The organism is Streptomyces synnematoformans (genome assembly GCF_039531005.1).
In the GTDB taxonomy this organism is placed as follows: Bacteria; Actinomycetota; Actinomycetes; order Streptomycetales; family Streptomycetaceae; genus Streptomyces; species Streptomyces synnematoformans.
In genome coordinates this window covers 1-25,804 of record NZ_BAAAPF010000059.1, presented here as the reverse complement: position 1 = coordinate 25,804, position 25,804 = coordinate 1, and the positions used below count along the sequence as shown (strand labels likewise).

General features: G+C 74.2%; 24 protein-coding genes and 2 pseudogenes. 13 read left to right on the top strand and 13 right to left on the bottom strand.

Annotated elements, in window-relative coordinates; genetic code table 11:
* Positions 1 to 266, bottom strand: a 266-nt coding sequence (locus tag ABD317_RS12575) for a Gfo/Idh/MocA family oxidoreductase (protein WP_344289889.1), incomplete at its 3' end; no start/stop codon positions are given.
* Between the two features lie 36 nt (positions 267 to 302).
* Positions 303 to 623, bottom strand: coding sequence for a hypothetical protein (locus ABD317_RS12570; RefSeq protein WP_344289887.1), 321 nt, complete (start codon positions 621 to 623; stop codon positions 303 to 305).
* A 126-nt stretch (positions 624 to 749) separates the two neighbouring features.
* On the opposite strand from ABD317_RS12570, the gene ABD317_RS12565 reads away from it, so the two are divergent.
* Positions 750 to 1,118 (top strand): VOC family protein, encoded by a 369-nt coding sequence (locus ABD317_RS12565; RefSeq protein ID WP_344289885.1) that lies wholly within the window; start codon positions 750 to 752, stop codon positions 1,116 to 1,118.
* Between the two features lie 359 nt (positions 1,119 to 1,477).
* On the opposite strand, the gene ABD317_RS12560 is transcribed toward ABD317_RS12565, so the two are convergent.
* The 7 genes from ABD317_RS12560 to ABD317_RS12530 all read right to left on the bottom strand — a co-directional run bounded on the left by ABD317_RS12560 (position 1,478) and on the right by ABD317_RS12530 (position 6,610).
* A complete protein-coding gene (locus tag ABD317_RS12560; RefSeq protein WP_344289883.1) occupies positions 1,478 to 1,627 on the bottom strand; it encodes a hypothetical protein in 150 nt (49 codons plus the stop codon).
* Between the two features lie 307 nt (positions 1,628 to 1,934).
* Positions 1,935 to 2,963, bottom strand: coding sequence for an NAD(P)/FAD-dependent oxidoreductase (locus tag ABD317_RS12555; protein WP_344289881.1), 1,029 nt, complete (start codon positions 2,961 to 2,963; stop codon positions 1,935 to 1,937).
* 8 nt (positions 2,964 to 2,971) lie between these two features.
* Complete coding sequence (locus tag ABD317_RS12550) at positions 2,972 to 3,490, bottom strand: isoprenylcysteine carboxyl methyltransferase family protein (protein ID WP_344289879.1); 519 nt, start codon at positions 3,488 to 3,490, stop codon at positions 2,972 to 2,974.
* Positions 3,487 to 4,575 carry a type III polyketide synthase gene (locus ABD317_RS12545; RefSeq protein WP_344289877.1) on the bottom strand — a complete coding sequence of 363 codons (1,089 nt, stop codon included), beginning with the start codon at positions 4,573 to 4,575 and terminating at the stop codon, positions 3,487 to 3,489. The genes ABD317_RS12550 and ABD317_RS12545 overlap by 4 nt, the downstream gene beginning before the upstream one ends.
* Before the next feature lie 94 nt (positions 4,576 to 4,669).
* A complete protein-coding gene (locus ABD317_RS12540; protein WP_344289875.1) occupies positions 4,670 to 5,503 on the bottom strand; it encodes a UbiA family prenyltransferase in 834 nt (277 codons plus the stop codon).
* A 103-nt stretch (positions 5,504 to 5,606) separates the two neighbouring features.
* Positions 5,607 to 6,005, bottom strand: coding sequence for a hypothetical protein (locus ABD317_RS12535; protein ID WP_344289873.1), 399 nt, complete (start codon positions 6,003 to 6,005; stop codon positions 5,607 to 5,609).
* A gap of 29 nt (positions 6,006 to 6,034) precedes the next feature.
* Positions 6,035 to 6,610, bottom strand: coding sequence for an MFS transporter (locus tag ABD317_RS12530; protein ID WP_344289871.1), 576 nt, complete (start codon positions 6,608 to 6,610; stop codon positions 6,035 to 6,037).
* 265 nt (positions 6,611 to 6,875) lie between these two features.
* Between ABD317_RS12530 and ABD317_RS12525 the strand changes: the two genes are divergently transcribed.
* Complete coding sequence (locus tag ABD317_RS12525) at positions 6,876 to 7,613, top strand: YciI family protein (protein WP_344289869.1); 738 nt, start codon at positions 6,876 to 6,878, stop codon at positions 7,611 to 7,613.
* Entirely contained in the window at positions 7,610 to 8,908 is a 1,299-nt protein-coding gene (locus ABD317_RS12520; protein ID WP_344289867.1) for an RNA polymerase sigma factor, read from the top strand. The genes ABD317_RS12525 and ABD317_RS12520 overlap by 4 nt, the downstream gene beginning before the upstream one ends.
* 137 nt (positions 8,909 to 9,045) lie before the next feature.
* On the opposite strand, the pseudogene ABD317_RS12515 reads toward ABD317_RS12520, so the two are convergent.
* Positions 9,046 to 9,999 (bottom strand): annotated as a pseudogene (locus ABD317_RS12515) (ABC transporter ATP-binding protein); the annotation flags it as partial.
* A gap of 575 nt (positions 10,000 to 10,574) precedes the next feature.
* On the opposite strand from ABD317_RS12515, the gene ABD317_RS12510 reads away from it, so the two are divergent.
* The 7 genes and pseudogenes from ABD317_RS12510 to ABD317_RS12480 form a co-directional block, all read left to right on the top strand.
* Positions 10,575 to 10,883, top strand: a complete 309-nt coding sequence (locus ABD317_RS12510) for a YbaB/EbfC family nucleoid-associated protein (protein WP_234019920.1) — start codon at positions 10,575 to 10,577, stop codon at positions 10,881 to 10,883.
* 168 nt (positions 10,884 to 11,051) lie between these two features.
* Positions 11,052 to 11,651 (top strand): recombination mediator RecR, encoded by a 600-nt coding sequence (gene recR, locus ABD317_RS12505; protein WP_027752977.1) that lies wholly within the window; start codon positions 11,052 to 11,054, stop codon positions 11,649 to 11,651.
* Between the two features lie 110 nt (positions 11,652 to 11,761).
* On the top strand, positions 11,762 to 12,424 hold the full coding sequence (locus ABD317_RS12500; protein ID WP_027752978.1) for a DUF5063 domain-containing protein: 663 nt from the start codon (positions 11,762 to 11,764) through the stop codon (positions 12,422 to 12,424).
* Positions 12,425 to 12,683: 259 nt separating this feature from the next.
* Complete coding sequence (locus ABD317_RS12495; protein ID WP_344289865.1) at positions 12,684 to 13,955, top strand: aspartate kinase; 1,272 nt, start codon at positions 12,684 to 12,686, stop codon at positions 13,953 to 13,955.
* A gap of 332 nt (positions 13,956 to 14,287) precedes the next feature.
* A complete protein-coding gene (locus ABD317_RS12490; protein WP_344289891.1) occupies positions 14,288 to 14,851 on the top strand; it encodes a SigE family RNA polymerase sigma factor in 564 nt (187 codons plus the stop codon).
* Positions 14,848 to 16,344: a hypothetical protein gene (locus tag ABD317_RS12485; protein ID WP_344289863.1), complete on the top strand. Its 1,497-nt coding sequence runs from the start codon at positions 14,848 to 14,850 to the stop codon at positions 16,342 to 16,344. Before ABD317_RS12490 ends, ABD317_RS12485 begins: the two co-directional genes overlap by 4 nt.
* Positions 16,345 to 16,425: 81 nt before the next feature.
* Positions 16,426 to 17,130: pseudogene (locus ABD317_RS12480) on the top strand (SURF1 family protein); the annotation flags it as partial.
* An 85-nt stretch (positions 17,131 to 17,215) separates the two neighbouring features.
* Here ABD317_RS12480 and ABD317_RS12475 read toward each other — a convergent pair.
* From ABD317_RS12475 to ABD317_RS12465, 3 genes are all read right to left on the bottom strand, one after another.
* Positions 17,216 to 19,267 carry a S9 family peptidase gene (locus tag ABD317_RS12475; RefSeq protein WP_344289862.1) on the bottom strand — a complete coding sequence of 684 codons (2,052 nt, stop codon included), beginning with the start codon at positions 19,265 to 19,267 and terminating at the stop codon, positions 17,216 to 17,218.
* Between the two features lie 107 nt (positions 19,268 to 19,374).
* A complete protein-coding gene (locus ABD317_RS12470; protein WP_344289860.1) occupies positions 19,375 to 20,679 on the bottom strand; it encodes a TRM11 family methyltransferase in 1,305 nt (434 codons plus the stop codon).
* 226 nt (positions 20,680 to 20,905) lie between these two features.
* Complete coding sequence (locus tag ABD317_RS12465; protein ID WP_344289858.1) at positions 20,906 to 21,511, bottom strand: superoxide dismutase; 606 nt, start codon at positions 21,509 to 21,511, stop codon at positions 20,906 to 20,908.
* Between the two features lie 311 nt (positions 21,512 to 21,822).
* On the opposite strand from ABD317_RS12465, the gene ABD317_RS12460 reads away from it, so the two are divergent.
* The 3 genes from ABD317_RS12460 (at position 21,823) to ABD317_RS12450 (ending at position 25,742) form a co-directional block, all read left to right on the top strand.
* Complete coding sequence (locus ABD317_RS12460; RefSeq protein ID WP_344289856.1) at positions 21,823 to 24,396, top strand: polysaccharide lyase family 8 super-sandwich domain-containing protein; 2,574 nt, start codon at positions 21,823 to 21,825, stop codon at positions 24,394 to 24,396.
* Between the two features lie 126 nt (positions 24,397 to 24,522).
* The gene (locus ABD317_RS12455; protein ID WP_344289854.1) at positions 24,523 to 25,068 is read left to right on the top strand and encodes a GNAT family N-acetyltransferase; all 546 of its coding nucleotides are present in this window, start codon (positions 24,523 to 24,525) and stop codon (positions 25,066 to 25,068) included.
* Positions 25,069 to 25,262: 194 nt separating this feature from the next.
* Positions 25,263 to 25,742, top strand: coding sequence for a hypothetical protein (locus ABD317_RS12450; RefSeq protein WP_344289852.1), 480 nt, complete (start codon positions 25,263 to 25,265; stop codon positions 25,740 to 25,742).
* Positions 25,743 to 25,804 lie beyond the last annotated feature (62 nt).

Genomic DNA, 25,804 nt, shown 5'->3' with positions numbered 1-25,804 from the left:
TGCTGCGGGTGGGGCGTGGCGACGTACACCGCGTCGACGGTCCCGTCGTCCAGCAGCTCCTGGTACGAGCTGTGCGCCCGCGGCGCCGCGAACCGCTGGGCGAAGGCACGTGCGGAGGCGGGAGCGCGGCTGCCGACGGCCGCCAAGGCGCCGGTACGCGAGCGCGTCAGCTGGCCCGCGAAGCGCGCGGCGATCCCGCCGGTGCCCAGGACCCCCCAGCCGACGGTGCCGGCGGCGGGGGGAGTCCGGTGCGTGCCGTCCTGCATGGAGCGAACACCTCTCTGTGAAGGGCGGGGCCGGCTTCAGAACTTCATGGCGCCGGCGGCCAGGTTGGAGATGAAGTGGCGCGAGCCGATCAGGAAGACCCCGATCAGCGGGATCACCGACATGAACGCCCCGGCGATCACCATCGACTGATCGAACCCAGGGCGCGTTCGACTACGAAAGACTTTGAGCGGTCCTGTTGAGTTCTGGTGGATGGTAAGGAGGCCGGAGGGCTCCGTCAACACCATGCGCACGATGCCGCGCAGGCCGGCGGGCCGGAGGACCCGGCAATCGTCGAATCCGCCCTCCCTGATGTGCTCGCGGCTGTGGGGGAGGGCAATCAGCCCGTTCCCCTCCATGCACAGGAGTCCTCTATGACGACGCCCATCGCTCCGCAGCCGCAGCCTCCTCCGGGCTACTACGGCAACGGGTGGCCGCCTCTAGGGTGAGCATCGTGAAGGTCGATCGATCGTCCCGGAGGCGCCATGTCCTTGCAGATGAAGTTGGCTGCGATAACGCTCGATTGCCCTGATCCGCTGGCTCTGGCGGCGTTCTATCAGCAAGCCACCGGCCTCGAACCTCACCCGAAATCCGACGCAGACTTCGCCGGCCTCAACCGTGCGGACGGCTTCTTCATCGGCTTCCAACGGGTCGAGGACTACCGCGCTCCCCGCTGGCCCGATCAGAGTGTTCCCCAGCAGCTCCACCTTGACTTCGCAGTGGATGACCTGGACGAGGCCGAGGCCCGGCTGCTGGAACTGGGCGCGGGCAAGGTGGGTCACCAGCCGAATGAGGACAGATGGCGGGTTCTCACGGATCCGGCCGGGCATCCCTTCTGCCTGGTAAGGGGCTGATCGGCCTGCGACCGGCCTCCCAAGGGACCTCCGGTGGTCAGTGGACGGCGTCGCCCGGGCCGCCCAGCGTTCGGGCTCGTCAGCAGCCCATGTGTGCAGGTCGTAGGAGAAGCTCCGGACCGAGATGACGGTGCCGTCGTCCTTGAGACGGATCGTCTCTCGCCATCGTGCGTAGAGGTCCGGGGTGATCCGCAGGCCCTGCTGGGCCGGGTTGAGCTGTTCGCTTCACCCCGAGGACCTGGGTGGTCGCGGCGTTGTCGCTCGTTCCCACGGCTGCCTCTTTCGCGAGTGTCGACAAGGGGCGCTGGTCCTTTGCGGGGAGGCCCAGACGGTTGAAGTGGAAGATGCCGTGTGGGCGGTCACAGCCCGCAGCCTCGTTCCCTGCGGCCCTGGCGGTTGAGGTCTGCGAGCTGCTGGCCGAACCACTCAAAGGTGGCTACCCACTCGGCCAGCGGCGCGAGGCCGGCGTCCCTGATGCTGCGGCTGGTGGCGCTGACGTCGACCGTCATCAACCGGTGGACAGCGGTCCGGTGCCGTTGCGGACTGCGGACCTCCTCGCCGGGGCGTTCGGCCGCGCGATTCGTACCAGTCGAGACCCGCCGCGCGCATCGCAACGCTGAGGAGGAGGACCGCCGGCTCGCGGCGGCCGAGCCGGGGCCGCTCGCTGCCTGCTGGCGGGCCGCCCCGTTGAGCAAGTGAGGGCGAACTCGGCGGCTTGTGGGCGCTGCGGGTCCTTGAGGGCCTGGTACGTCCCTGACGCGGACACCGGAGACCTCGCCGACGGCCGTGACGGGCGGGGTCGACGTGCCCGCCCGGTCACGTCCGTGCCGGATGCGCGAGCGCGTCGACGGCCGCGGCGAACAACCACGGCAGTCGTTGCGCCGCGGGCACCAGCGATGCCCGGGCCGGGGGCGTTCTCGTCGCGCCGAGCAGCGCCCGGGTCAGCCAGCGGTAGCGCCGAGTGATGCGCCACCAGTCCCGTTCGTAGGCCGTCAGGTCGTCGCTGACGACCGCCCGCACCGCCGCCGACGCCTGCGCGAGCGCCAGCGCGATGCCCTCGCCGGTCAGCGCGTCCACGTAGCCGGCCGCGTCGCCGACGAGCAGCACCCGGCCGGCTGTGCGCGCGCTCGCGGACTGGCGGAGCGGGCCCGCCCCGCGCACCGGCCCGGCGGTGCTGACTCCGGCCAGCCGCTCCTGCAACGCGGGGAAGGCGGCCAGGTGGTCGTCGTACGGTCCGCGCGCGGTGGTGAGCACCGCGACGCTCACGAGGTCGTCGGCCACCGGCGTCACGTAGACCTCCGCGTCACGGGCCCAGTGCACCTCGACGTAGTCGCTCCAGGGGGCGAGCCGGTAGTGACGCCGCAGCCCGTGCCTCAGTTGGGCCCGATGCGGCCGGTGCAGGCCCAGGGCCCGGCGGATTGGAGAGTGCAGGCCGTCGGCGGCGGCGAGGTGGCCGGTGCGCGTGCCGTCGACCACCACACCGTCGTCGTCCTGCTCGACACGGCGCACGGTGCGCTGCTCGACCCGCACGCCCGCGGCCAGCGTCGCCTCGCGCAGCGCCGTGTGCAGTGCGGTGCGACGCACCCCGCGGCCCGGGCCCGCCCGGAAGTCGGCGTCGGCCCGGTGCGCTCCGGCGACGTAGCGGATGCCCCTCAGGTCGTGCCCCGGCGGGTGCACGCCGAGCGCCGCCAGGGCGGCGACGGCACCCGGCATCAGCCCCTCGCCGCATGCCTTGTCGACGGTGCCGGCGCGCTGCTCCCAGACGGCGACGTCGAGCCCCGCCCGGGCCGCGTGCAGGGCCGTGGCGAGACCCGCGGGCCCGGCGCCGGCGACGAGCAGGTCCATGCGCCTCCTCAGGCCAGCCGCGCCAGGGCGGCGTCCTCGACGCGCATGCGGGTGGTGAGCAGGAACCCGTTCAGCACGGTGAAGACGACTGCCGTGATCCAGGCCGAGTGCACCAGCGGCAGCGCGAGGCCCTCGACGACGACGGCGACGTAGTTCGGGTGGGACAGCCAGCGGTAGGGGCCGCCGGTCACGCGCGGACTGCCGGGCACGACGATCACCCGGGTGTTCCACTGCCGGCCCAGGGTGGCGATGCACCACCAGCGCAGCGCCTGCGAGGCCGCGACGAGCAGGAGCATGCCCCAGACGAGGACCGGTGCGGTGTCCGGCCGCCGCAGCCACACCTCCACGAGCGCGCCGGCAAGCAGGCCCGTGTGCAGCACCACCATGAACGGGTAGTGGCCTCGTCCGGACTCCACACCGCCCCGCGCGATGCTCCAAGCGGCGTTGCGCTGGGACACGACCAGTTCGGCGACCCGCTCCAGGCCCACGGCCAGGACCAGGGCGGTGAACAGGACCTCGCCGCTCACTGCTCGCCCCCGGGGGCGCGCAGGAGGACGAGTTCAGAGCAGAAGCCGGGGCCCATGGCAAGCATGAGCCCGTGGGATCCGGGCGGGGGCGGGCGGTGGGCGAGCGTGTCCGCCATGACGTGCAGCACCGAGGCGGAGGACAGGTTGCCGATCCGGCGCAGCGACTCCCAGGTCACCCTCAGAGCGTCCCGCTCGACGCCGAGGGCTTCCTGCAGGGCCTCCAGGACCTTGGGGCCGCCGGGGTGTGCGACGTACCAGCCGAGGTCGTCGCCGGTCAGTTTGTAGTCGGCGAGGAAGCCGCGGACGTCCTCGCCGACGTACCGGCGCACCAGGTCGGGGACCGAGGGGTCGAGCACGATCCGGAAGCCGCCGGGGCCGATGTCCCAGCCCATCGCGCGCTCCGATTCGGGGTAGAGACGGCTGCGCGAGGCGAGCACCTCGGGGCGGGCGGGGTCGTCGGACTGCGCCAGCGGGTGTTCGGGGCCGACGGCGACCACCGCCGCGGCACCGTCGCCGAACAGCCCGCTTGCCACGAGGTTGGCGATCGAGGTGTCGTCGCGCTGGAGCGTGAGCGAACACAGCTCGACCGACATCAGCACCGCGACCCCGTCCGGGTTGCCGCGCAGCAGGTCGTGCAGGCGGGCGATGCCGGCCGCGCCGGCGACGCAGCCGAGGCCGACGAGGGGCAGGCGCACCACGTCGGGGCGTAGCCCGATCTCCGCCGCGACGCGGGCTTCGAGCGAGGGGACGGCCAGGCCGGTCACCGTGCACGACACGATGTAGTCGACGTCGGCCGACGTGAGGCCGACGTCCTTGAGCGCTTCGACCACCGCGCGGCTGCCGAGTTCGACGCCGGCCCGGATGAAGACGTCGTTCGAACGGCCGAAGTCGCCGAGACGGGCGTACTCCTCCAGCGGCAGCACGGTGTGCCGGGTCTCGACGCACGTGTTGCGGTGTAACCGCTCGACGACGCGGCGATCGAGCCTGCCCTCGACCAGCGTGGTGGCGAAGGACTCGGTGATCTCCTCCTGCCGGTAGCGGTGCTCGGGCAGGACGCCGCGCACGCTGAGGACGCGAATGGTCATGCTGGCTCCCGGGTCGGGCCGATCAGACGAGTGGGTACGACGGGCGCCCGGCCGAGGCCGAGTGCGACGGTGTGAGTGAGCGGGTGCGACGCCATCAGCCGGCCACGAGCAGTACGACATCGAGCAGGGCGATGGCCAACGCGGCCCGGAAGGGGGTGCGCCCGCGGGCGACCAGCGTGAGCCCCGCGAGGACGGCCACCAGCGCGAGGGCCGGCCCTGCCCACCACGCGGGGGTACCGGCGGGACCGAGCACGGCGAGCAGCGAGGCTGCCGGCAGCAGCACCGCGGCCAAGACGCGCGAGCGCCGTCCGCCGAGACGGTGCGGCAGGCTGCGGACGCCGGTGCGTGCGTCGTCGGCGAGGTCGGGCAGCGCGTTGAGCAGATGCGCCCCGACGCCGAGCGCGGCCCCGGCGCCGGTCATCCACAGCGGTGCCCAGACCGGGGTGGGGCCGGCGAGGGTGACGATCGACGGCAGCGCCCCGAAGCCGCTGACGTACGGTACCCAGGACCACAAGGTCGCCTTGAGCCCGAGGTTGTAGACGTGGCCCGCACCGGTGCCGAGGACGACGTTGACCAGCGCGCTGCGCCAGCCGCAGAGCACGGACAGTACGAGACACGCGAGCGCGGCCGTGACGACGGCACGCACCACCCAGCTGACCGGGAGGGCGCCGGTGACCAGAGGCTTGTCGGTGCGGCCGACGACACGGTCGCGGGACAGATCGCGCAGGTCGTTGCCCCAGCCGATCGTCAGCTGACCGGTGAACACCGCTCCGGTGACGACGGCGGCGTCGAGCGGACGCAGGTCCGCGCGGAGCGCGAGCAGGGCCGTGATGGCGGTGACCGCCAGGGCGGGCCCGCCGTGGGCTGCGGCGAGCAGCGCGAGCACGGGCGACGGTCCGGGGCGTGCCTGAGCGGAATCGGTGGTCACGGCAGTCGCCGCACCGCGACCGGAGCCCGGCGGGCGGCGTCGCCGGGCGCGCCAGGCCCGGTACGCGGGTGCCACACGGGCGCCCCGCCGGACGCGGCCTCCCTCATGCCCCCGACCAGCCCGGCCAGCACGACCGCGTGGCTCGCGGCCACCGCCGGAAGCGCGACGCCCGTACCAGCAGGCCGGTGGCGAACTGCTGCGGGCCCGCATGCCGGGCAGCCGAATTGACGGCGCAAACCGCTGCGGAGGACACGTGCACCAGCTTGACACCGAGCAGGTCTGCGACCTCCGCGGTCATGGGCGTGTCGGTGTGGGAGACCTCCCGCCGGTCGAGGAGGCGTTCGGCTGCGACCAGCTGTGGGGCGCCGGTCCCGGCGTGGGAGGCGGAGCCCTCGGGCAGCTGCCGGGCCGGACCTGCGAGGTTGTGCGTGCCCCGGGCACGCAGACGCCGCACGACGATGGAACCGATGTTCCCGGTCGCCCCGGAAATCACGATGCGCATGCAGATCGGATGCCCCGTCGCTCCTCCGCTCACACGAGGCGCTCCGGTCTCCGCCGGACCGGCCCCCCGACCGGTGTCCCGCGCACCGTACGTGTCACCGGCGGCAGGCGCACCGCCAGCGCCACGGTGCCGAGCAGCGGCACCAGCACGGCGAGCGTCCACGCCAGCCCGGCCAACTGCGCGATCCACCCGATCAGCGCCGGCCCCAGCAGGATGCCGGCGTAGGTGAACGTCGTGAACCGGGACATCGCCGCCGCGGCGTCGCCGCCCGCCCCCGCCAGGCGCCCGACCGCGCTGAACGCCATGGGGATCAGCACCGAACTGCCCAGGCCGAGCACCGCGAAGCCGGCCACCGCCGGCCGCGGGTCGGGGCTGAGGACCGCCAGCGCCAGGCCGACCGTGCCGACCAGGCCGCCGATGCGGAACAGCACCGCGTCCCCGTAGGCCGACCTGAGCCGGTCGCCGACGACGCGGCCGGCCGCCTGGCAGCCGGTGAACGCCACCACCCCGGTGGACGCCAGCGCCAGAGGTGCGCGGCGGTCGACAGCCCCAGGCGGATCACGGCCGCGCCGATCAGCGACGCCACGATGGCGCTCACGCTCCACGCCGCGTGGCAGCCGCTGAGGATGGGCCGCCCAAGACGCCGTTCCACGGTGACCGCCCGCGCGTTCATCGCGACGTCGATCGTGCCGTGGACCGCGGCCCACTCAGACGACGCACGGCACACAACGGCGAGGACGGGGGCCGTCGAAAAAGTGGGGGAAAATCTCGTCCGCGGGCGTCCTCCGCGGACCGCGGCGTTCGTCGTCCTGTCAGGTGGCCCCCGGGCCGCCGCCCTCCGCCGAGGACGAACCGAGGAGAGTGAGAGTCATGAAGTACATGCTGCTGGTACGCGTCGACCCCGAGGCGCGGCCCACCCCCGAGGAGGCCGACCCCGCCGCCTGGCACGCGGAGGGCGCCCGCACCGGGGCGTGGCTGGAGGGCCACCGCCTGCGGGAGCCCGCCGACGCGACGACGGTGCGCCTCCGTGACGGGAAGGTGCTGATCGCGGACGGCCCGTTCGCGGAGTTCAAGGAGCACATCGCCGGCTTCGACATCGTCGAGGCCGCCAGCCTCGACGCCGCCGCGGACTACGCCTCCCGGCACCCCATGGCCCGCTTCGGCGCCATCGAGGTGCGCGAGGTCTGGGAGGACTTCGACGAGCCGGGGGAGGCCCCTGCCACCGACCTGACCTCGCACACGCCCACCGGCCGCCCCTACCTGATGATGATGGTCTCGGTGCCGGACGCCCCCGCCGTCCCGCCCGGCTCCGACGTCCCGCCGACGGCGTGGAACGAGGAGATGGAACGGCGCGGCGTGACCCGCGGCGCCCACCGGCTGCGCCCGGCCGACGAGGCGACCGCCGCCAGCGCCCGGGTCCGCGGCGGCCGGCCGCTGCTCACCCACGGCCCGTATGCCGAGATCACCGAGCAGGTCGGCGGCTACGACCTCATCGTCGCCGCCGACCTCGACGAGGCCATCGAGATCGCCGCCAAGCACCCCTCGGCGTGGCGCGGTGCCGTCGAGATCCGCCCCCTGTGGCAGCCGGAGCCGGAGCCGCGGCCGTGACCGTGCCCTCCGGCCCCTCGTCGGCGCGGGGGGCCTTGCGGGCGGCGTTCACCGACGAGTGGGGCCGCGTCGTCGCCGCGCTCATCCGGCTCACCGGCGACTGGGCCCTGGCCGAGGACTGCGCGCAGGACGCCTTCGCCGCCGCCGCCAAGCGGTGGCCGCGCGACGGCGTCCCGCGCCGCCCCGGCGCCTGGCTGACCACCACGGCCCGCAACCGCGCCCTGGACGGCATCCGCCGCTCCACCACCGAGGCACGCAAGCTGCGGGAGGCCGCCGTGCTTCTGGCATCCGAGGGGCCGGAGGGGGCGGAGGGGCCGCAGGGGGCGGCCGGCGGCGAGCCGGGCGAGGGCGACGCCGAAGACGCCATCCCCGACGACCGGCTGCGCCTGATCTTCACCTGCTGCCATCCCGCGCTGCCGATGGAGGCTCGCGTCGCCCTGACGCTGCGCACCCTGTGCGGCCTGACCGTCGCCGAGATCGCCCGCGCCTTCGGCACCACCGAGCCCGCCATGGCCAAGCGGCTGGTCCGGGCCCGCGGCAAGATCAGCCACGCCGGCATCCCGTACCGGGTGCCCTCCGCCGAGCTGCTGCCCGAACGACTCGACGGCGTGCTCGCCGTGCTGTACCTGCTGTTCACCGAGGGGTACGCGGCCACGTCCGGCCCCAACCTGGTACGCGAGTCGCTCTCCGGCGAGGCGATCCGGCTGACCCGCACCCTTGACCGGCTGCTGCCGGGCCAGCCGGAGGTCCTCGGTCTGCTGGCGCTCCAACTGCTCCACGACGCCCGCCGCCCCGGCCGCGTCAGCGCCGACGGGCGGCTGGTGCCGCTGGAGGAGCAGGACCGCTCAACGTGGGACCGCGCCCTCATCGCCGAGGGCGCCGGCGTCCTGGCCGAGGCGCTGCGCACGGGGGAGCCCCCGGGCCCGTACGTCCTCCAGGCCCAGATCACCGCCCACCACTCCACGGCGCCGACGGCGGCGGCCACCGACTGGCCGGCCATCGCCGCGTGCTACGAGCGGCTGGCGGCCCTGACCGACTCGCCGTACGTCGGCCTCGGCCGCGTCGTCGCCGTCGCCATGTCCGCCGGCCCGGACCGGGGCCTGGCCCTCCTCGGCGACCTCCGCCTGCCCGAACGCCTCCCCGGCAACCACTACGTCCCCGCCACCGAAGCCGACCTCCACCGCCGCGCCGGCCGCCAGCGCGAGGCCGCCGAGGCGTACCGCGCGGCGCTCGCGCTGGTCACCAACGAGGCGGAGCGGGACTACCTGCGGGACCGGCTGGCGCACGTGGAGTAAGACGGCGACAGCCGGCCGGCCCCGCCCGGTCCCCGGGAGGCGTAGGAGTCCGGGGGCGGCGGTGCCGACGGGCAGGGGTGGGGAATGCACCCGGCCGGTCCGTCGACCCGACCGTGTGCTTCAAGGGAAGGGCCTGGTCAGCGGGTGGTTGGTGACGCCCCGCGGGCATGGCCCTCCGGTGCGGACGGGGTGCCGAGAAGCCGGGTCAGGGCTCCCTGGCGCTGTGTCAGTTCGTTCCAGGTGCCCTGCTCGGCGAGGCGGCCGTCCTCCAGTACGGCGATGCGGTCGGCGCGGCGGATGGTGGCCGGGCGGTGGGCGATGACGATGGTGGTGCGGTCGGCCGAGGCGGAGGCCAGGGCGGCGGCGAGTTCGGCGTCGCCCGCGGTGTCGACGTGGGCGGTGGCCTCGTCGAGGACGAGGATCCCGGGGTCGGTGAGCAGGGCGCGGGCGAGCGCGACGCGGGCGCGCTGGCCGCCGGAGAGGGTGGCGCCGCGTTCGCCGACGGTGCTGTCGAGGCCGTCGGGCAGGGTGGCGGCGATGCGGTCGACGCCGCTGTGGCGCAGCGCCCGTTCCAGCTTCTCCTCGCCGGCGCCGGGGGCGGCGAGGAGGAGGTTGTCGCGGAGAGAGCCGTGGAACAGCGCGTCGTCCTGGCCGACCAGGGCGACGGCGGCGCGCAGTCGCCCGTCCGGCAGGTCGCGTACGTCGACGGGGTCGCCGCCGGTGGGCAGGAGTTCGACGGTGCCGGAGCGCGGGTCCCAGAACCGGGCCAGCAGGTGCGCCAGGCTGGTCTTGCCCGCGCCGGAGGCGCCGACCAGGGCGAGCGTGCAACCGGCCGGGACGGTCAGGTCCACGCCGCGCAGGACGGGTTCGGCGCCGTAGTCGAAGTGGACGTTCCGCAGGCGCACGCCGAGGGGCCCCGGGGGCAGCGGCCGGGGGTGTGCGGGCGGCGGGGCGCCGGCTGCGGCGCTGGTGGCGGCGTGGACGCGGGCCGCCGCGGCGCGCAGGGTGCCGGCCTCGCGCAGCGCGTCGGCGCCGGCGGCGGCGGGGGGGAGTACGGACAGGGCGAGGGCCAGGGGGGGCCGCGTCCAGGCGGGGGGGGGCCGGGGGGGGGGGGGGGGGGGCCCGCCGGCCGCGCCGCCGGGTCCGGGGTCCGGAGGCTGGGGCTGCCGGTGGGGAGCGGGCGCCGGTACGGAGGGCGCGGGCGCTGTCTGTACGGACTGCCGCAGCACGGCGCCGCCGCCCGCGAACCCGCCACCGCCCCCGGCGCGCCCCGGCCCGCCTCCGCCGCCGCTGGAGGAGGACATCCCCGACGAGGACGACCCCGACCTCGACGACACCGCCCTGTCCGGCCACGACCTCATCGTCCGTGAGCTGGGCGCCACCGTCATAGAGGAGATCCCCCACGACTAGAGCGGGCCGCCTACTGCGGAAGGATGACGACGGCGGGAGGAGCGGCGACTCCCCCCGGGGCAACCACACCGGTGCGCGTCCTCCCTGCGATGGACGGCAGCGCGGCGGCTGAGAACATAGGCTCGCCTGTACCGGCAACGACCGACAGCCGGCGACCGGCAAGCGACGACCGGCGACCCGTACGACGTAGCGACCGAGAACTGCAGTAGCGCGACAAGGAGCGAGCGACGTGATGCCTGGTGGTGGCCAGCCCGACATGCAGCAGTTGCTGCAGCAGGCCCAGAAGATGCAGCAGGAGCTCGCCTCCGTCCAGCAGGAGCTGGCCGAGACCCCGGTCGAGGGGAGCGCGGGCGGCGGGCTCGTGAAGGTCACGGTGACCGGCTCCGGCGAGCTGACCGGTCTGGTGATCGATCCGCGGGCCGCGGATCCCGAGGACACCGAGACGCTGGCCGACCTCATCGTGGCCGCCGTGCGGGACGCGAACAGCGCCGCGCAGCAGCTGCAGCAGGAGCGGCTCGGCCCGCTCGCGCAGGGCCTCGGCGGGATGCCGGGGCTCCCCTTCTGACCCGCGGGGCCGGAAAGGGCCGGAGGGCTGTGCGGACGCCGCCGCCGGGGCCGTTTCCGGCCGTCCGGAACTGCCGGGTTCCGGAACCGAACGCCGCCCCCGAAGCGGGTCGAACCCGGCGGTAGCGGCTAGCTTGGTGCAGGAGAGCGGACACGAGAGAGGCTTTGCGTGTACGAAGGCGTGGTCCAGGAGCTGATCGACGAATTGGGCAGGCTGCCCGGCGTCGGTCCCAAGAGTGCGCAGCGCATCGCCTTCCACATCCTGCAGGCCGAGCCCGCCGACGTCCGCCGGCTGGCGCACGCGCTGACCGAGGTGAAGGAGAAGGTCCGCTTCTGCGCGGTCTGCGGGAACGTCGCGCAGGAGGAGCAGTGCCGCATCTGCGCCGACCCGCGCCGGGACCCCGCCGTCCTGTGCGTCGTCGAGGAGCCCAAGGACGTCGTGGCCATCGAGCGGACCCGTGAGTTCCGCGGGCGGTACCACGTGCTCGGCGGCGCGATCAGCCCCATCGAGGGCGTCGGCCCCGACGACCTGCGGATACGGGAGCTGCTCGCCCGGCTCGCGGACGGCACCGTCACGGAGCTGATCCTCGCCACCGACCCCAACCTGGAGGGCGAGGCCACGGCCACGTACCTGGCCCGCATGGTCAAGGCCATGGGGCTGAAGGTGACCCGGCTGGCCAGCGGCCTGCCGGTCGGAGGGGATCTCGAGTACGCGGACGAGGTCACACTCGGGCGCGCTTTCGAGGGGCGGCGACTGCTCGATGTCTGAAACGGAACCACGTGCCCGCCGGCTGGATCCCGGCGCAGCGCCCAGCAGCCCGGCAGGCCGCCGCCCGCGGCCGGACGGTGCGCGGGGCGCCGACACAGGAGGTCTGCTCGATGTCTGACGCCACCCTGCACCAGACCACTTCGGACCCGGACAGCTTCGCGGTCCAGATCGCCGACTCGATCGAGAGCTTCATCGTCGCGGTCACCGAGGTCGCGAAGGGCGACGAGCCGAACAGCGCCGTGCCCTTCCTGCTGCTGGAGCTGTCGCAACTGCTGCTGGCCGGCGGCCGTCTCGGCGCGCACGAGGACTTCGTGCCGGACGAGCGGTACGAGCCGGACACCGGCCCCGAGCCGGACGTCGACGAGCTGCGCGAACGGTTCGCCGAGCTGCTGGACCCGGTCGACGTGTACTCCGAGGTCTTCGACCCGTACGTGCCGCGCAGCACGCCCGTCGCCAGCCGGATCTCCGACGACCTGGCCGACGTGATCACCGACCTGCGGCACGGCCTGGCGCACTACGCCGCGGGGCGGGTCAACGAGGCGCTGTGGTGGTGGCAGTTCTCGTACCTGTCCAACTGGGGGCCCACCGCGAGCGCCTGCCTGCGCGCCCTGCAGTCGCTGGTGGCGCACGTGCGGCTGGACACGCCCCTGGGGGAGCTGGACGGGCTCGACACCGACAGCGACGCGGCGCTGGACGACGGCCGGCTGGAGGAGGAGGCGGGCCGCGTGATGGCGGCGGAGATCGCGGAGCCGCTGGGGCTGCGGCGCAGCTGACCCCGGGCGGGGCGAGGGGCCGCCGCCCGGCACCGCGAGCGCGGTGCGTACGGGTGTGCGGGACGTACACCGCGCGTACGTCCGCGGTTCCGCGGCCCGTACCGTACGGCCGGACTTCCTGCCCGGCGGATGTGAGCTGCCTTACGTTTCCGTGTGCCTCCCGCGGTCCCGGGCAGGTTCGACACCGAGCCGGCGCGCACAAGCGGAATCGCCGGCTCGGTAGACTGAGCCGACCGAAACACCATTGCGAGGAGCGCACGTGGGCCTTGTCGTGCAGAAGTACGGCGGCTCTTCCGTCGCCGACGCCGAAGGCATCAAGCGCGTCGCCAAGCGGATCGTCGAGACCAAGAAGGCCGGCCACCAGGTCGTCGTCGTGGTGTCCGCGATGGGCGACACGACGGACGAGCTGATCGATCTCGCCGAGCAGGTCTCTCCGATCCCGACCGGCCGCGAACTGGACATGCTGCTCACCTCGGGCGAGCGGATCTCCATGGCGCTGCTGGCGATGGCGATCAAGAAGCTGGGGCACGAGGCGCTGTCGTTCACCGGCAGCCAGGCGGGGGTGATCACCGACGCCGTGCACAACAAGGCGCGGATCATCGACGTCACGCCCGGCCGGATCCAGGAGGCGGTGGACAAGGGCGCCATCGCGATCGTCGCCGGCTTCCAGGGTGTCTCGCAGGACAGCAAGGACATCACGACGCTCGGCCGCGGCGGCTCGGACACCACGGCGGTGGCGCTGGCGGTGGCGCTGGAGGCGGAGGTCTGCGAGATCTACACCGACGTGGACGGCGTGTTCACCGCCGACCCGCGGGTGGTGAAGAAGGCCCGTAAGATCGACCGGATCCCGTACGAGGACATGCTCGAACTGGCCACCAGCGGTTCGAAGGTCCTCCTGCACCGCTGCGTCGAATACGCCCGCCGGTACAACATGCCCATTCACGTCCGCTCCTCGTTCTCGGGGCATTCGGGCACCTGGGTAGGCAATATCTCCGAGGGAGCAGAAGGCATGGAGCACGCGATCATCTCCGGAGTCGCGCACGACGTCTCCGAGGCGAAGATCACGGTGGTCGGCGTCCCGGACAAGCCGGGCGAGGCCGCCGCCATCTTCCGGGCGATTGCGGACGCCGAGATCAACATCGACATGGTGGTGCAGAACGTCTCGGCCGCCGCCACCGGCCTGACCGACATCTCCTTCACCCTCCCCAAGACCGACGGCCACCGCGCGATGGAGCTGCTGACCAAGGCGCAGCCGTCGATCGGCTTCGAGTCGCTGCGCTACGACGACCAGGTCGGCAAGATCTCCCTCGTCGGCGCCGGCATGCGCTCGCACCCGGGCGTCACGGCCACGTTCTTCGAGGCGCTGTCCGACTCCGGCGTCAACATCGAGCTGATCTCCACCTCCGAGATCCGCATCTCGGTCGTCACCCGCGAGGACGTCGTCAAGGACGCCGTAGGCGCCGTGCACACGGCGTTCGGTCTCGACAGCGACAGCGACGAGGCGGTCGTCTACGGCGGTACGGGCCGCTGATCCGCCGTACTGCCCAGTTGTGACCGATCCGTTGGTCCGTACCGCTTGCGTAGCACGCCTCTGTCATCCGACGATTTCGGTTCGCGTCGTCTGCAACCGCGGCGACGCCGCGAAACGTCTCTGCCCCTGCCCGCGATGGCCGGCTGGCCGGGTAGCGAGGGAGTGGGCATGGCAGTGCGTGCGGCGACACGACCGGTGCCGCAGCCGCGCGCGTACAACCCTGACGGGGGCCGGTGTGTCAAACAGGCGTGGCAGAGGCACTCAGCATTGCGACCCTCCCGGCCGGCCCCGCGCTGCGCCCCGGCACGTCCGCGGCGCCCAGGGGCCTGCCGGTGATCGCGCCGTGGTCCGCGCGGCCTGCCGCGACGAACCCCGTGGCGGACGCTGACGGCGCCATGACGGAGGGCACCAGCGTCGACCACCTGACCGAGACGTACCAGACCCACTACCGGTCGCTGCTCGGGCTCGCCGCGCTGCTGCTCGACGACCTCGCCTCCTGTGAAGATGTGGTGCAGGAAGCCTTCATTCGCGTGCACTCGGCCCGCAAGCGGGTCAAAGATCCGGACAAGACCCTCGCCTACCTGCGGCAGACGGTCGTCAATCTGTCACGTTCCGCGCTCCGCCGGCGTATCACCGGGCTGAAGCTGCTCTCCAAGCCCATGCCCGACATGGCGAGCGCGGAAGAGGGTGCGTACGAACAGCTGGAGCGCGACCAATTGATCAAGGCGATGCGCGGGCTGCAGCGTCGGCAGCGCGAGGTCCTCGTGCTGCGTTACTTCGCGGACATGACCGAGGCCCAGGTGGCCGAGGCGCTCGGCATCTCGCTCGGCTCCGTCAAGGCGTACGGCTCCCGGGGCATCGCCGCACTGCGAACAGCCATGGGAGCGCCGGCATGAGCGAGCGTTTCTACGGCTCGGGGCCCCCGTGGGAGCGGGACTCCGAGGGGTCCGGCGGGTCGGGGTCCGCGGCGCGCGGCGCGGTGGACGTGGCGGACACGGCCGAGTTGCCGGCGGGCTCCGACGAGGTGACGGCGGCCGGGGCCGGCGAGGCGGCGGCGGGATCAGAGGCGCCGGGGGCCTCCTCGGGTACGGGCTCCGGGGCGGACTCGGGGATGGACTCAGGGATGGACTCGGGGGCGGGTTCCGGCCCGGGCTCCGGCGAGCCGGCGCCGGATGCTGCCGCGGGTGCGGACGCTGCTGCCGGAGCGGATGGTTCTGAGGGTGCGCCCGACGCTGACGGCCCGGACGGTGCCGCCGAGCCGGCGGACGGTGCGGGCGGCTCGGCCGGTTCCGGCGGTGCGGGTGGTTCCGGCGGGGACGGCGTCTCGCGCCGGCCCGGTGGCGACGGCGACGGCGGTGACGACGCGGACGGCGAGGACGAGCTGCGCCTGCTGCTGCACTCCGCGGTCGCCGGCCTGGAGCCGGCCCCCGGCACGCTGGAGTACCTGCAGCGGGCCGTGCCCGCGCGACGTGCCCGCCGCCGCCAGCTGGTGGCGGTCGCGGCGGCCGCGGTGGTCGCGCTCGCGGTCTCGGTGCCGGCGCTGATGACCGCCACCGGCTCGGCGGGGGAGGAGAGCCCGCGCCGGGACATCGCCAACAGCCGGTTGCCCGGCGGCGGCCAGGGCGGCGGCGGCGAAGTGGAGGGCAACGACTCCGACGCCACCGCGGGCAGCCGGGAACCGACCGCCAAGGAGGAGCGGACCCAGAGCCCGGGCCACGGCGGCAAGAGCGTCGCCCCGACCGGCGGCTCCGATGCCGCGGACGAGGCGGAACCGTGTGCGTCGGCGCAGATCAGCCAGCCGGTCGCGGCGAGCGGTTCGCCCGACGAGGCCGGCCGGGTCACCGGTTCCTTCACCGTCACCAACGTCTCCGCCTCCTCCTGCGTGGTCGAGTCGTCCGGCGGCGTACGGGTGGGCGGTACGTTCGGCGCGGCGAGCGCGAGCGCGGTCGAGACCCGTACGCACACCGCGGGCGACGCCGCGACGGATCTGCTGCCGCCGCCGGAGCCGGCGGCCGAGGCGCTGGTGCTGGCGCCCAGCGAGTCGTACGTGGTGGAGTTCGCCTGGGTGCCGGAGACCGGCGGCGACGGCGGCTGCACCAGCTCCACCACCTCGCCGAGCCCCGACCCCAGCGGCGACACGCAGTCGACGCCGCAGACCGAGACGCAGACCGCGCCGGACCAGGAGGCCGACGGCGGCGGTGGCGGCGACGCCGGCGGCACCGGCGGCACCGGCGGCACCGGCGAACCGGGCGACGGCGACGGCTCGACCGACGGCTCCGTGACCCTGACCCACGCGCCGGAGGCCGACTCCTCCGCCGTGGCCGAAGTCACGGTGAAGAACGCCTGCGCGGGCACCGTCTACTACACGGAACCGCTCCCGGGCGCCTGACCGGCCGCCCCGGCGCGGGGGACCGCGCGCCGGCCCGGCCCCTCGGCGGGAGGCCGGCGGGGGAGGCCGTACCGTGGAGGCGTGTACCGGTTCCTGCTGACGCCCCGGTGGTGGGTCGTCAACGTCCTCGCCGCACTCGCCATCCTGGTGTGCCTCGTGATGGGCAGCTGGCAGCTGAGCCGTTTCGAGACGCGGGTGGACACCCACCAGGAGCAGCAGGAGAAGCAGGACGGGCAGGACCGGGCCGGCGACGCCGCCGCCGGCCGCCCCATGGGCGAGCTGCTGCCGGTGACCCAGGAGACGACCGGCGACCCGGCGACGGTCACCGGGCGCTACGGCCCCCAACTGCTCGTCCCCGACCGCGACCTCGACGGCGAGACCGGCTTCTACGTGCTGACCCTCCTGCGTACCGACGACCCGGTGGGGGTCGACGACGCCGCCGGAGCCCGTACCTCCGTTCCCGTGCTGCGCGGCTGGCTGCCCGGTGAGGCCGACCCGGCGAAGGCCCCCGAGCCGCCCGCCGGCGAGGTCACCGTCACCGGCGCGCTGCAGGCGTCCGAGCACCGGGCCTCCCCCGGCGTGCACACCGGGGGCGGGCTGCCGCGCGGCCAGGTCGGCATGATCAGCGCCGCGACGCTGGTCAACGTCGTCGACGACCAGGTCTCCCCGGCCTGGCTCACCCTCCTCACGGCCGACGCCGGGATGCGGCCCGTCCCCGCCGAGGTGCCGGAGGGCAGCGGGCTCGACCTCAAGGCGTTCCAGAACCTCGGCTACACGGCCCAGTGGTTCGTCTTCGCCGGCTTCGTGACCTTCATGTGGTACCGGCTCTTCCGCCGCGAGGCGGAGGCCGCGCGCGACGCGGCCCTGGGCCTCACCTCCCCCGCTCCCGCGGAGCGCCCCGATCGTCCGGATCTGGCCGCGGAGCCGGGTCCGGGTTCGGAGCCGGACCGGCGTCCGGCCGCGGAGCCGCCGGCTCAGGAAGAAGCAGATGACGGCGGACGAAGTCCAGCTCCAGCCTCAACTGCCTGATCCGCTCCTCCACGACCAGCGAGCCGTGCCCCGCGTCGTAGCGGTAGACCTCGTGCGGATGGCCGCGCTCCGTCAGCCGCGCGATGTAGTTCTCCACCTGCCGGATCGGGCACCGCGGGTCGTTGACCCCCGCGGAGACGAACACGGGTGCCCGCACCTCGTCCACGTACGTCAGCGGGGACGACGCTGCGTAGCGCTCCGGGACGTCCTCCGGCGAGCCGCCCATCAGCGTGCGGTCCATCGCCTTCAGGGCCTCCATCTCGTCCTCGTACGCCGCGACGTAGTCCGCGAGGGGCACCGCGGCCAGGCCCAGCGCCCAGCTGTCCGGCTGCGTGCCGAGGGCGAGGAGCGTCAGATACCCGCCCCAGGAGCCGCCGCCGATCACCAGCCGCTCCGGGTCCGCGAGCCCGGAGGTGACCGCCCACTCGCGCACCGCCGCGATGTCCTCCAGCTCGATGAGCCCGACCCGGTGCTTGAGCGCGTCGGTCCACTCCCGGCCGTAGCCCGTGGAGCCGCGGTAGTTGACCCGGACGACGGCGAAGCCGTGGTCGACCCAGGCCGCCGGGCCGGCCGCGAAGGCGTCGCTGTCCTGCCACGTCGGCCCGCCGTGCACGTCGAACAGGCAGGGGAACGGGCCCTCGCCCGCCGGCCGCTGCACCAGCGCGTGGATCCGCCCGCCGGGCCCGTCGACCCAGGCGTCCGTCACGGGGACCGAGCGCGGCGCCGCTGGCCCCGGCGGCTGCAGTACCACGGCCCCGTCGGCGGACCGCACCTGCGGCGGCTCCGCGCCCGACGACCAGTGGAACTCCACCGTGCCGTCCGGCCGCGCCGTCGCCCCCGAGATCGTCCCCGGCGGGGTCTCCACCCGGGTCAGCGTGCCGGAGCCGGCCCCCTCCAGCCCGTACCGCCACAGCTCGCTGCGCGCCTGGTACGTGTGCAGCACGAGCAGCGCGCTGCCGTCCGGATACCATTCCGCCGAGACGTCCCCCGGCAGGTCCAGCTCCGGCTCCCGGGTCTGCCCGGTGACCGGGTCCCAGATCATCGGCTCCCACCGGCCGCGCCGCTGGTGCCCGACGAGCAGCCGCGTGTCGCCCGCCACCGGCGCGAAGCCCAGCACCTCCAGACCCAGCTCCTTCCGGCCGCCCTTCGTGTCGTCCAACTCGGCGACCACCGCCTCCCCGGCGGGGGCGCCGCCGACCCGCAGCACGCGCAGGGCGGCGTGCATCGCGTCGCCGTGCTCGGTGTGCTCGACGGCGAGCAGCGTGCCGTCGTGCGAGAGGCCGCCGACGGCGGCGGACTCCCGGTGCCGGTAGATCTCGCTGGACTCGCCGCCGGGCCGGACGAGGTGGATCGTCGTGCCCGTCTCCTCCGTGGACCGGCCGACGACCGCCGTGCCGTCCCGCCCGAGCGCGAGGCCCGCCGAGTACGCCGGGGGGAGGCCGGGCGTCGCGGCCCGGTCCTGCCCCGGGGCGGCGCCGGCGAACGGCTGCCGCCGCCACACCCCGAATTCGTCCCCGTCCGTGTCGCAGAACCACCACACCCACGCGCCGTCGGGCGTCAGCGCGCCGTCCGTCGTGCCGTTCGGCCGGTCGGTGACCTGGCGGACGCCGCCCGTGCGCCGGTCCCAGGCGTACAGCTCGAACGTGCCCGTCACGTTCGACACGTACAACGCGCGGTCCGGCGCGTCCTCCGCCCACCCGGGCAGGCTGATCCGCGGTGCCCGGAACCGCTGCTCCCACACCGGCGCGGCGCCCGCCGGGGCGCGGCCACCGCCGTCCCCGTAATCCCCGCTGTCTCCCCCGTCGCCTCCGTAGTCCACGCCGTCTCCGTGACCTGCGCCGCCGCTCGCGCCGCCGCCGGTCCGTCCCGCCTTGCCCCCGTCGATCTCGCTCATGCCGACATTCTGCGGCCTCGCCGGAGCCGGGCGGAGTCCGCAGCGCCAATCTGTGGATAACTGCACAGTTGTGGATAAACCCCCGACCCGCGCCCTCACCGCCCGGCCTACGGCCGCACGCCCGACACCGCGTACTCGAAGAGGGCCTTGTTGCTGTTCCGCTTCCGGATGACCTCCACCTCGACCCCCGCGAAGCCCGCCTCGCGGAGTAACGCCGCGTACCACTCCTGCGCCGGCACCTGGTTCCCGTAGAAGGTGGAGTTGCCGATCACGTAGACTGCCCGGCCGCCGCCGCGCACGTTCTTGTACGCGGCCCGGAAGTGCATCCACATGTCGTGCACGTACTTGCCCACGTAGTTGGCCAGCAGCGGCCCGTTCCGCCCGCCGTCCGCGCGGATCGCCGCCTGGGCCCGCGCCAGCTCGCCCGCGACCGGCTCCGGCACCCCCGCGGCCGCCGGCCCCGGCGGGCGCCAGGCCCGTACGCGCGACGTGGCCGCGCCCCAGGTGCCGCCGATCGCCTGCCAGTCCAGCCGGCCCGCGTCCTCCGCCCGCCGCAGGTGCCGCATCCAGTACATGTACGGGCGCAGCTCGCGGATGTACGACATGCGGTTCACGTACGGCGGCGAGGTCAGCAGCAGGTCGCAGGGGGTGAGCCGGCCGGCGGCGGGCAGCATGTCGCGCGAGTCGCCGTAGAGCACGCGGGCCGTGCCGGGCAGCGGGGTCGCGGCGCTCGCGAGCGTGGTGCCGGCCTCGCGCCGGAAGGCCTCCAGCACGGCGCGGGCGGCGTCGGGGTCGAGCGGCTGCGCTTCCCCGCCCGTCCCGCCCGCCGTGGCTTCCGTGCCCGCCTCCGGCTCCTCCTTGAAAGACATGCTCTGGTGGTTGAACGCCGCGTTGCTCGACGCGATCAGCGTCCGGCAGAACGCCACGTCCAGCAGGTCCCGCCCGCCCGGCGGCAGCCCGCCGGCCGTGACGTCCAGCGCCCGGCGCACCGCCTTCAGCGCGTCCAGCGCGCTCCGCGCCCACCACCGGCCGATGTTGTGCAGCTCGGGCTGCCACAGCGCGCCGGCCTCCGGCAGCAGTTCCCCGGCGCGGTGCAGCAGCGGCGCGAGCGCCCGCCGGGTCTCGTGCAGGTGCTCCGGCGCGTACGCGGCCGTCTTCGTCTTCCCCAGCCAGATCAGGAACGGGTTCACGTCCAGCGACTGCCCCGTCAGCCCGTGCTCGGCGGCGGCGAGCGGGGTGGTGCCGGTGCCGGAGAACGGGTCGGTGACGACGGATCCGGGCGGCATCTCGGCGGCGTAGCGGCGCACCAGGCTCACGGAGTAGGCGGGGGTCAGCCGGAGCCAGCCGTGGCGGCCGGCACCGGCGTTGGCGCGGTAGGTGAGGTGCGCGTTCTGACGTGTGTCCGACCGCATGCTCTCGCTCCCGCCGATGAAGGGTGGGTGGGTAGCGTGGATCGTAGTGTGCGCCGACCGGCTGTCCGGCGCGAACGGGCAAGTCCCGCCGTACGGAACGAAGGGCGCCTCACCGTACGACCCGCGCGCACGGGTACGCGGCGGCCGCCCCCTCGCCGTAAGCGAGAGGACGGCCGGTCGTCTTCTGACGGGGTTTCCCGTGCAGCCTCCGGCGCGCTTTCGGAGGTCAGCCGCGCGCCGTCGCCTCCGCGTACCGCGCCGAGACGTCGTCCCAGTTCACCAGGTCCCAGAGCTTCTGGACGTAGTCGGGGCGGACGTTCTTGTACTGCAGGTAGTACGCGTGCTCCCAGGCGTCGAAGACCAGCAGCGGCGTGCTGCCCTGACCGACGTTGCCGTGGTGATCGTAGACCTGTTCGACGATCAGCCGCTTGCCCAGGGGCTCCCACGCGAGCACGCCCCAGCCCGACCCCTGCACCGAGGCGGTCGCCGCGCTCAGCTGCTTCCGGAACGCCTCGAAGCCGCCCAGGTGCTCGTCGATCGCGTCGGCGAGGGCGCCGTCGGGGCGGTCGCCGCCGTCCGGGGAGAGGTTCTCCCAGAAGATCGTGTGCAGCACGTGCCCGGAGAGGTTGAAGGCGTAGGTCTTCTCCAGCCCGACCAGGCTGCCGAACTGCTCCTTGTCGCGCGCCTCGGCGAGCTGCTCCAGCGTGTCGTTGGCCCCCTTGACGTAGGCCGCGTGGTGCTTGGCGTGGTGCAGTTCGAGGATCTGCCCGGTGATGGCGGGCTCCAGCGCGGCGTAGTCGTAGGGCAGATCCGGTAGCGCGTACGTGCTCATGAGGCGCTGCTCCTTTCGTAGGACGTCCGTCCCGGATCAGCCTACGCGCTTATTGCGAAGTACTTGCAACAACTTCTTGTGTGCATCAAGCTGGTTGTGTCGGGCGGGGCCCGGCGGTAGGCGATCGTCTTCCGCCGGTGCGCTCCGGCTACCTGTGCGCCGGGCCCCGCCCCCTCACGTCCTCGCCGTCCGCCGGCCGCCGGTGCGGGGGGAAACGGTTCTGCCCGTACGGGCTCACAAGCGCTTGCCGGGGCATCCCCCATCTGCTTGACTCCGGCTGCCAGTGCCCCAACGCACCGGGGGAGGACCCCATGGAGTTCACCCGCAGACGCCTGCTGTCCACCCTGCCCGCCGCCGGCCTGCTGGCGGTCCTCCCGACCCGCCCCGCCGCCGCGTCGGCGGACACCCGGGCCGCGGCCGCCGAAGGCGCCGCCCTCCTCCTCGCCCACACCCGCGCCGTCTTCGCCGGCACCCCCGAGGCCAACGCACGCGCCGAGACCGCCGCCAAGGTCGCCGACCTCCACGAGACCGGCCGCGCCAACCTCGCCGCGATGGCCGACACCGGCGGCGCCACCGGCGAGTTGTTCGCCGGCGTCCCCCTCGGCACCAGCGACGTCAACCTCGCCACCTCGTACCGCAAGCTCTACGAGATCGCCCTCGCCACCCGCGCCCCCGGCGGCGACCTCCACGGCGACGCCGACGCCCAGCGCCGCGTCGTCGACGGCCTGGTGTGGCTGCACGAGCGCTACTACGGCGACCAGTCCCAGGGCTACTACGGCAACTGGCACAACTGGGAGATCGGCATCTCCACCCACGTCGGCAAGACCCTCGCGCTCCTCGCCGACGTCCCGGGCGCCGTCCCCGCCGGCCTGGTCACGACGTACGTCGCGGCCATGGACGCGTACCTCCGCAACGGCAAGGACGGCGACGTCGACCTCGACTCCCGCTTCCACACCGGCGCCAACCTCGCCGACATCACCACCAACCGCATCATCCAGGGCGCCCTGCTCACGGCGTCCGAGGAGGGCGACGGCCAGGCCCGCATCGACAAGGCCCTCCAGGACCAGCTGACCGTCTTCGCGACCATCGACCCGTACGACATCCGGCACGGCAACACCGACGGCTACTACGCCGACGGCTCGTTCATCCAGCACCACTCGGTCGCGTACACCGGCTCGTACGGCAAGGCGCTGCTCACGCGCGTCGTCCAGACGCTCAAGATCCTCGACGGCACCGGCTTCGCGAACACCGACGCGCTCGTGCCCGTCGTGCAGCGCTGGGTGCGCGACGGCTTCGCGCCGCTCATCTTCGAGGGCTGGATGATGGAGGTCGTCAAGGGCCGCGCCGTCTCCCGCACGACCTCCGGCTACACCGACGTCGCCGTCGTCGTCGAGGCCGTCGTCGACCTCGCCGACTACGCCACCGGCGCGGGCGCCACCGCGCTCAAGAGCTACGTCAAGCACATCCGCGCCACCTCGCGCGCCGCGCTCGACCCCGCCCGGTTCGTCTCCCCCGTCAGCGTGGTGCGCTACGCCGACATCGTCGCCGACGACGCCGTCCCGCCCGCCGACCTCAACCCCGCCGCGCGCAGCGTCGCGTTCAACGCCATGGACCGGCACGTCCACCGCCGCCCCGGCTTCGCCTTCGCGCTCGCCCGCAGCTCGGACCGCATCAGCAAGTACGAGTACATGAGCGGCGAGAACCTGATGCCCTGGTTCCAGGGCGACGGCGCGTACTACCTGTACCTCGCCGGCCAGGACCAGTCGCGCGCGTACGGCGTCGACTACTACACCGTCGTCTCCCCCTACGGCCTCGCCGGCGCCACCGCGCCCGTCGAACGGCGCGGCACCGTCCCGGAGCTGTACGGCGGCAGTCTCTGGTACGAGAACCCCGCCCACCCGCTGAACTTCACCTCGTCCTCCGAGTCGCAGAACACGTACGTCTACTTCCCGCGTGGCACCAACCGCCACTCCGGCGGCGCCGTCCTCGGCGCGTACGGCACGGCCTCGATGGTGCAGTCCGACGACGTCGCCTATGCCGAACGCGGCATCCTCCCGGACGACTTCGTCGTCTACCGCAACGCGACCGCCACCAAGTCGTGGTTCATGCTCGACGACGAGATCGTCGTCCTCGCCGCCGGCGTCGGCGACCGTGCCGGACGCACAGTAACTACTACCGTCGACGCCCGTACCGCGGACCCGGCCGCCGCCGTCACCGTCACCGGCGCGCGCCGCGACGGCCGCGCCTGGGAGGGCCCGGGCACGGCCGACCTGCGCTGGCTGCGGTACGCGGACGCCGCGGAGGGCACCGCCGTCGGGTACGTCTTCCTCGACGCCCCGCGCGTCCGGGTCGGCCTGGAGGACGTCACGCGCAGCCGCCGCGTCGTACGGACCCGGAACCCGGACACGGCGGTGACCCGCACGGTGTTCAGCGCCACCGTCGACCACGAGCCCCGGCGCGGGCCCGCGCGCCTCGCGTACGCGCTGGTGCCGCACGCCTCCGCCGGGCGGCTGGACGCGTACCGCCGCCGCGGCCCGCTCACCGTGACCGCCAACTCCCCGCGGCTGCAGGCCGTCCGCCACTCCGGCCTCCGCCTGACCGCCGCCCACGCCTTCACCCCCGGCCGCCACGACACCGCGGGCCTGAGCATCGACGGCCCGGCCTCGGTGCTCGTACGGACCGGGGACGACGGGCGCGTGGGCGTGGCCGTCGCGGACCCGACGACGGACCGCGACACCGTCACCGTGGTGCTGCGCGGGCGGCCGCTGCGGAAGGCCGCGGGCGACGACGGGGTCCGGGTGAGCCGGGTGCCCGGGGGGACGCGGCTCGTGGTGGACACGCACCACGCGTACGGCAGGAGCCTGACGGTCACCCTGGAGCGTTAGGGCCCGCCCGGGCGGTCGGCCGGGGTACCTCGTCCGGTTCGGGGGCATGTGCGCGGAGGTGGTCGGGTCTACCCTGGGATGACAGGGGCTCGTGCAGGGGGCGCCCGGCCCGACCGGGGAGGACGAGTGGCTGAGTTGTTCTTACGCGGCCTGAGCCGGTGGCAGGCGGAAGCGCAGCGCGAGGCCGTGGCGGACGTCTACGTCGCGTCGTACAACGGCTCGGCGGGCGGCGCGGCACCGGAGCGGGAGCGCTTCCTGCGGCGGCTCGAAGACCACGTGCAGCGGCCGGGCTTCGAGATGGTGCTGGCCGGCGGCGACCGCCCGGTGGGCTGCGCGTACGGATTCCGGGCCGACCGCTCCGGCGTGTGGTGGCCGGACTTCCCGGAGGGCCCGCCGCTGGCGCTGATGGAGGTCACCACGTCCCCGCGGGCGTTCGTGGTGGCGGAGCTGATGGTGCTCCCCGACCAGCGCCGCCGGCACATCGCCACCCGCCTGCAGCAGCACCTGCTGGCCCGCTGGACCCCGTCCCCGGCGGTGGCGCTGTTCCCCCAGGACAACGCGGCGGCGGGCGCGGCCTACCGCACGTGGGGCTGGACCAGAACCGGCAACCTCCACCCGATCCCCCCGACCCCGCCGCTGGCCCTCTGGACGCACCACCGCCCGCTGAACTGACCCCGGGGGCGGGGAGGTCCGGGCGGGGAGATCCGGCCGTTCCCGGCCCGGGCGGCGGCCGTGAGCCGGAGGGGAAGCGGCACCGCCGATATTCACCCGGAAGGGGCGAATAAAGTGCGGAGGGCGTAGAAGTGGCTACGCTCTGTCGCGTGCCGGGTACCCACGTTGCCTCACTGCCGCGGCTCTGCCGTGCCGTGACCGCTCTTCTCGCGGGGCTGGCGATCGTCGTGCTGGCCCCGGTGTTCGCGTGCGCGGGTGCCGGTACGGCGCACCACGAGGGCGGGGAGAACCCGCGGGGGAGCGCGTCGGCGGTGGTGCCGGCGCCGGGGGCGTACGCGGGGGTGCAGCCGGGCGGCGCGGTCGCCGGTGCCGCCGGGGAACGCGCCGGCGGTGCCGCGGACGACCCCGGCCCTCCGGCCGCCGCCCGGCCCGTCGGCGACAACCTCGACCACCTCGCCGATCACTTCGACGGCCACCTCGACGGCCACCGCGGCCACACCGACTGCCGCGAGCCCTGCTGCGAACCCGCCACCGCCCTCCCCGACGCCGTCGTACGCGACGACTCCCCCGGCCTCGCCGCCCACCCCGGCCCCGCGCCCCCCGCCGCCGCCCACCCCGCGCCGGCGGTCCCCGGCCCCGCCCTCCTCCGCCTGGTCTGCGTCAGCCGTACGTGACGGGCCCCGCGCGCGCCGCCGCCCCACCGGGGGTGGGGGCGGGGATGTCGCCGGGGGTGATG

What these genes read in the sequence shown, in the direction of transcription:
- ABD317_RS12565 (WP_344289885.1), top strand. Translation starts at nt 750, where the DNA reads ATGTCCTTGCAGATGAAGTTGGCTGCGATAACGCTCGATTGCCCTGAT.
- ABD317_RS12525 (WP_344289869.1), top strand. Translation starts at nt 6,876, where the DNA reads ATGAAGTACATGCTGCTGGTACGCGTCGACCCCGAGGCGCGGCCCACC.
- ABD317_RS12555 (WP_344289881.1), bottom strand. Translation starts at nt 2,963, where the DNA reads ATGGACCTGCTCGTCGCCGGCGCCGGGCCCGCGGGTCTCGCCACGGCC.
- ABD317_RS12485 (WP_344289863.1), top strand. Translation starts at nt 14,848, where the DNA reads ATGAGCGAGCGTTTCTACGGCTCGGGGCCCCCGTGGGAGCGGGACTCC.
- ABD317_RS12560 (WP_344289883.1), bottom strand. Translation starts at nt 1,627, where the DNA reads ATGACGGTCGACGTCAGCGCCACCAGCCGCAGCATCAGGGACGCCGGC.
- ABD317_RS12460 (WP_344289856.1), top strand. Translation starts at nt 21,823, where the DNA reads ATGGAGTTCACCCGCAGACGCCTGCTGTCCACCCTGCCCGCCGCCGGC.
- ABD317_RS12470 (WP_344289860.1), bottom strand. Translation starts at nt 20,679, where the DNA reads ATGCGGTCGGACACACGTCAGAACGCGCACCTCACCTACCGCGCCAAC.
- ABD317_RS12510 (WP_234019920.1), top strand. Translation starts at nt 10,575, where the DNA reads ATGCAGCAGTTGCTGCAGCAGGCCCAGAAGATGCAGCAGGAGCTCGCC.
- ABD317_RS12545 (WP_344289877.1), bottom strand. Translation starts at nt 4,575, where the DNA reads ATGACCATTCGCGTCCTCAGCGTGCGCGGCGTCCTGCCCGAGCACCGC.
- ABD317_RS12500 (WP_027752978.1), top strand. Translation starts at nt 11,762, where the DNA reads ATGTCTGACGCCACCCTGCACCAGACCACTTCGGACCCGGACAGCTTC.
- ABD317_RS12475 (WP_344289862.1), bottom strand. Translation starts at nt 19,267, where the DNA reads ATGAGCGAGATCGACGGGGGCAAGGCGGGACGGACCGGCGGCGGCGCG.
- ABD317_RS12570 (WP_344289887.1), bottom strand. Translation starts at nt 623, where the DNA reads ATGGAGGGGAACGGGCTGATTGCCCTCCCCCACAGCCGCGAGCACATC.
- ABD317_RS12535 (WP_344289873.1), bottom strand. Translation starts at nt 6,005, where the DNA reads ATGCGCATCGTGATTTCCGGGGCGACCGGGAACATCGGTTCCATCGTC.
- ABD317_RS12465 (WP_344289858.1), bottom strand. Translation starts at nt 21,511, where the DNA reads ATGAGCACGTACGCGCTACCGGATCTGCCCTACGACTACGCCGCGCTG.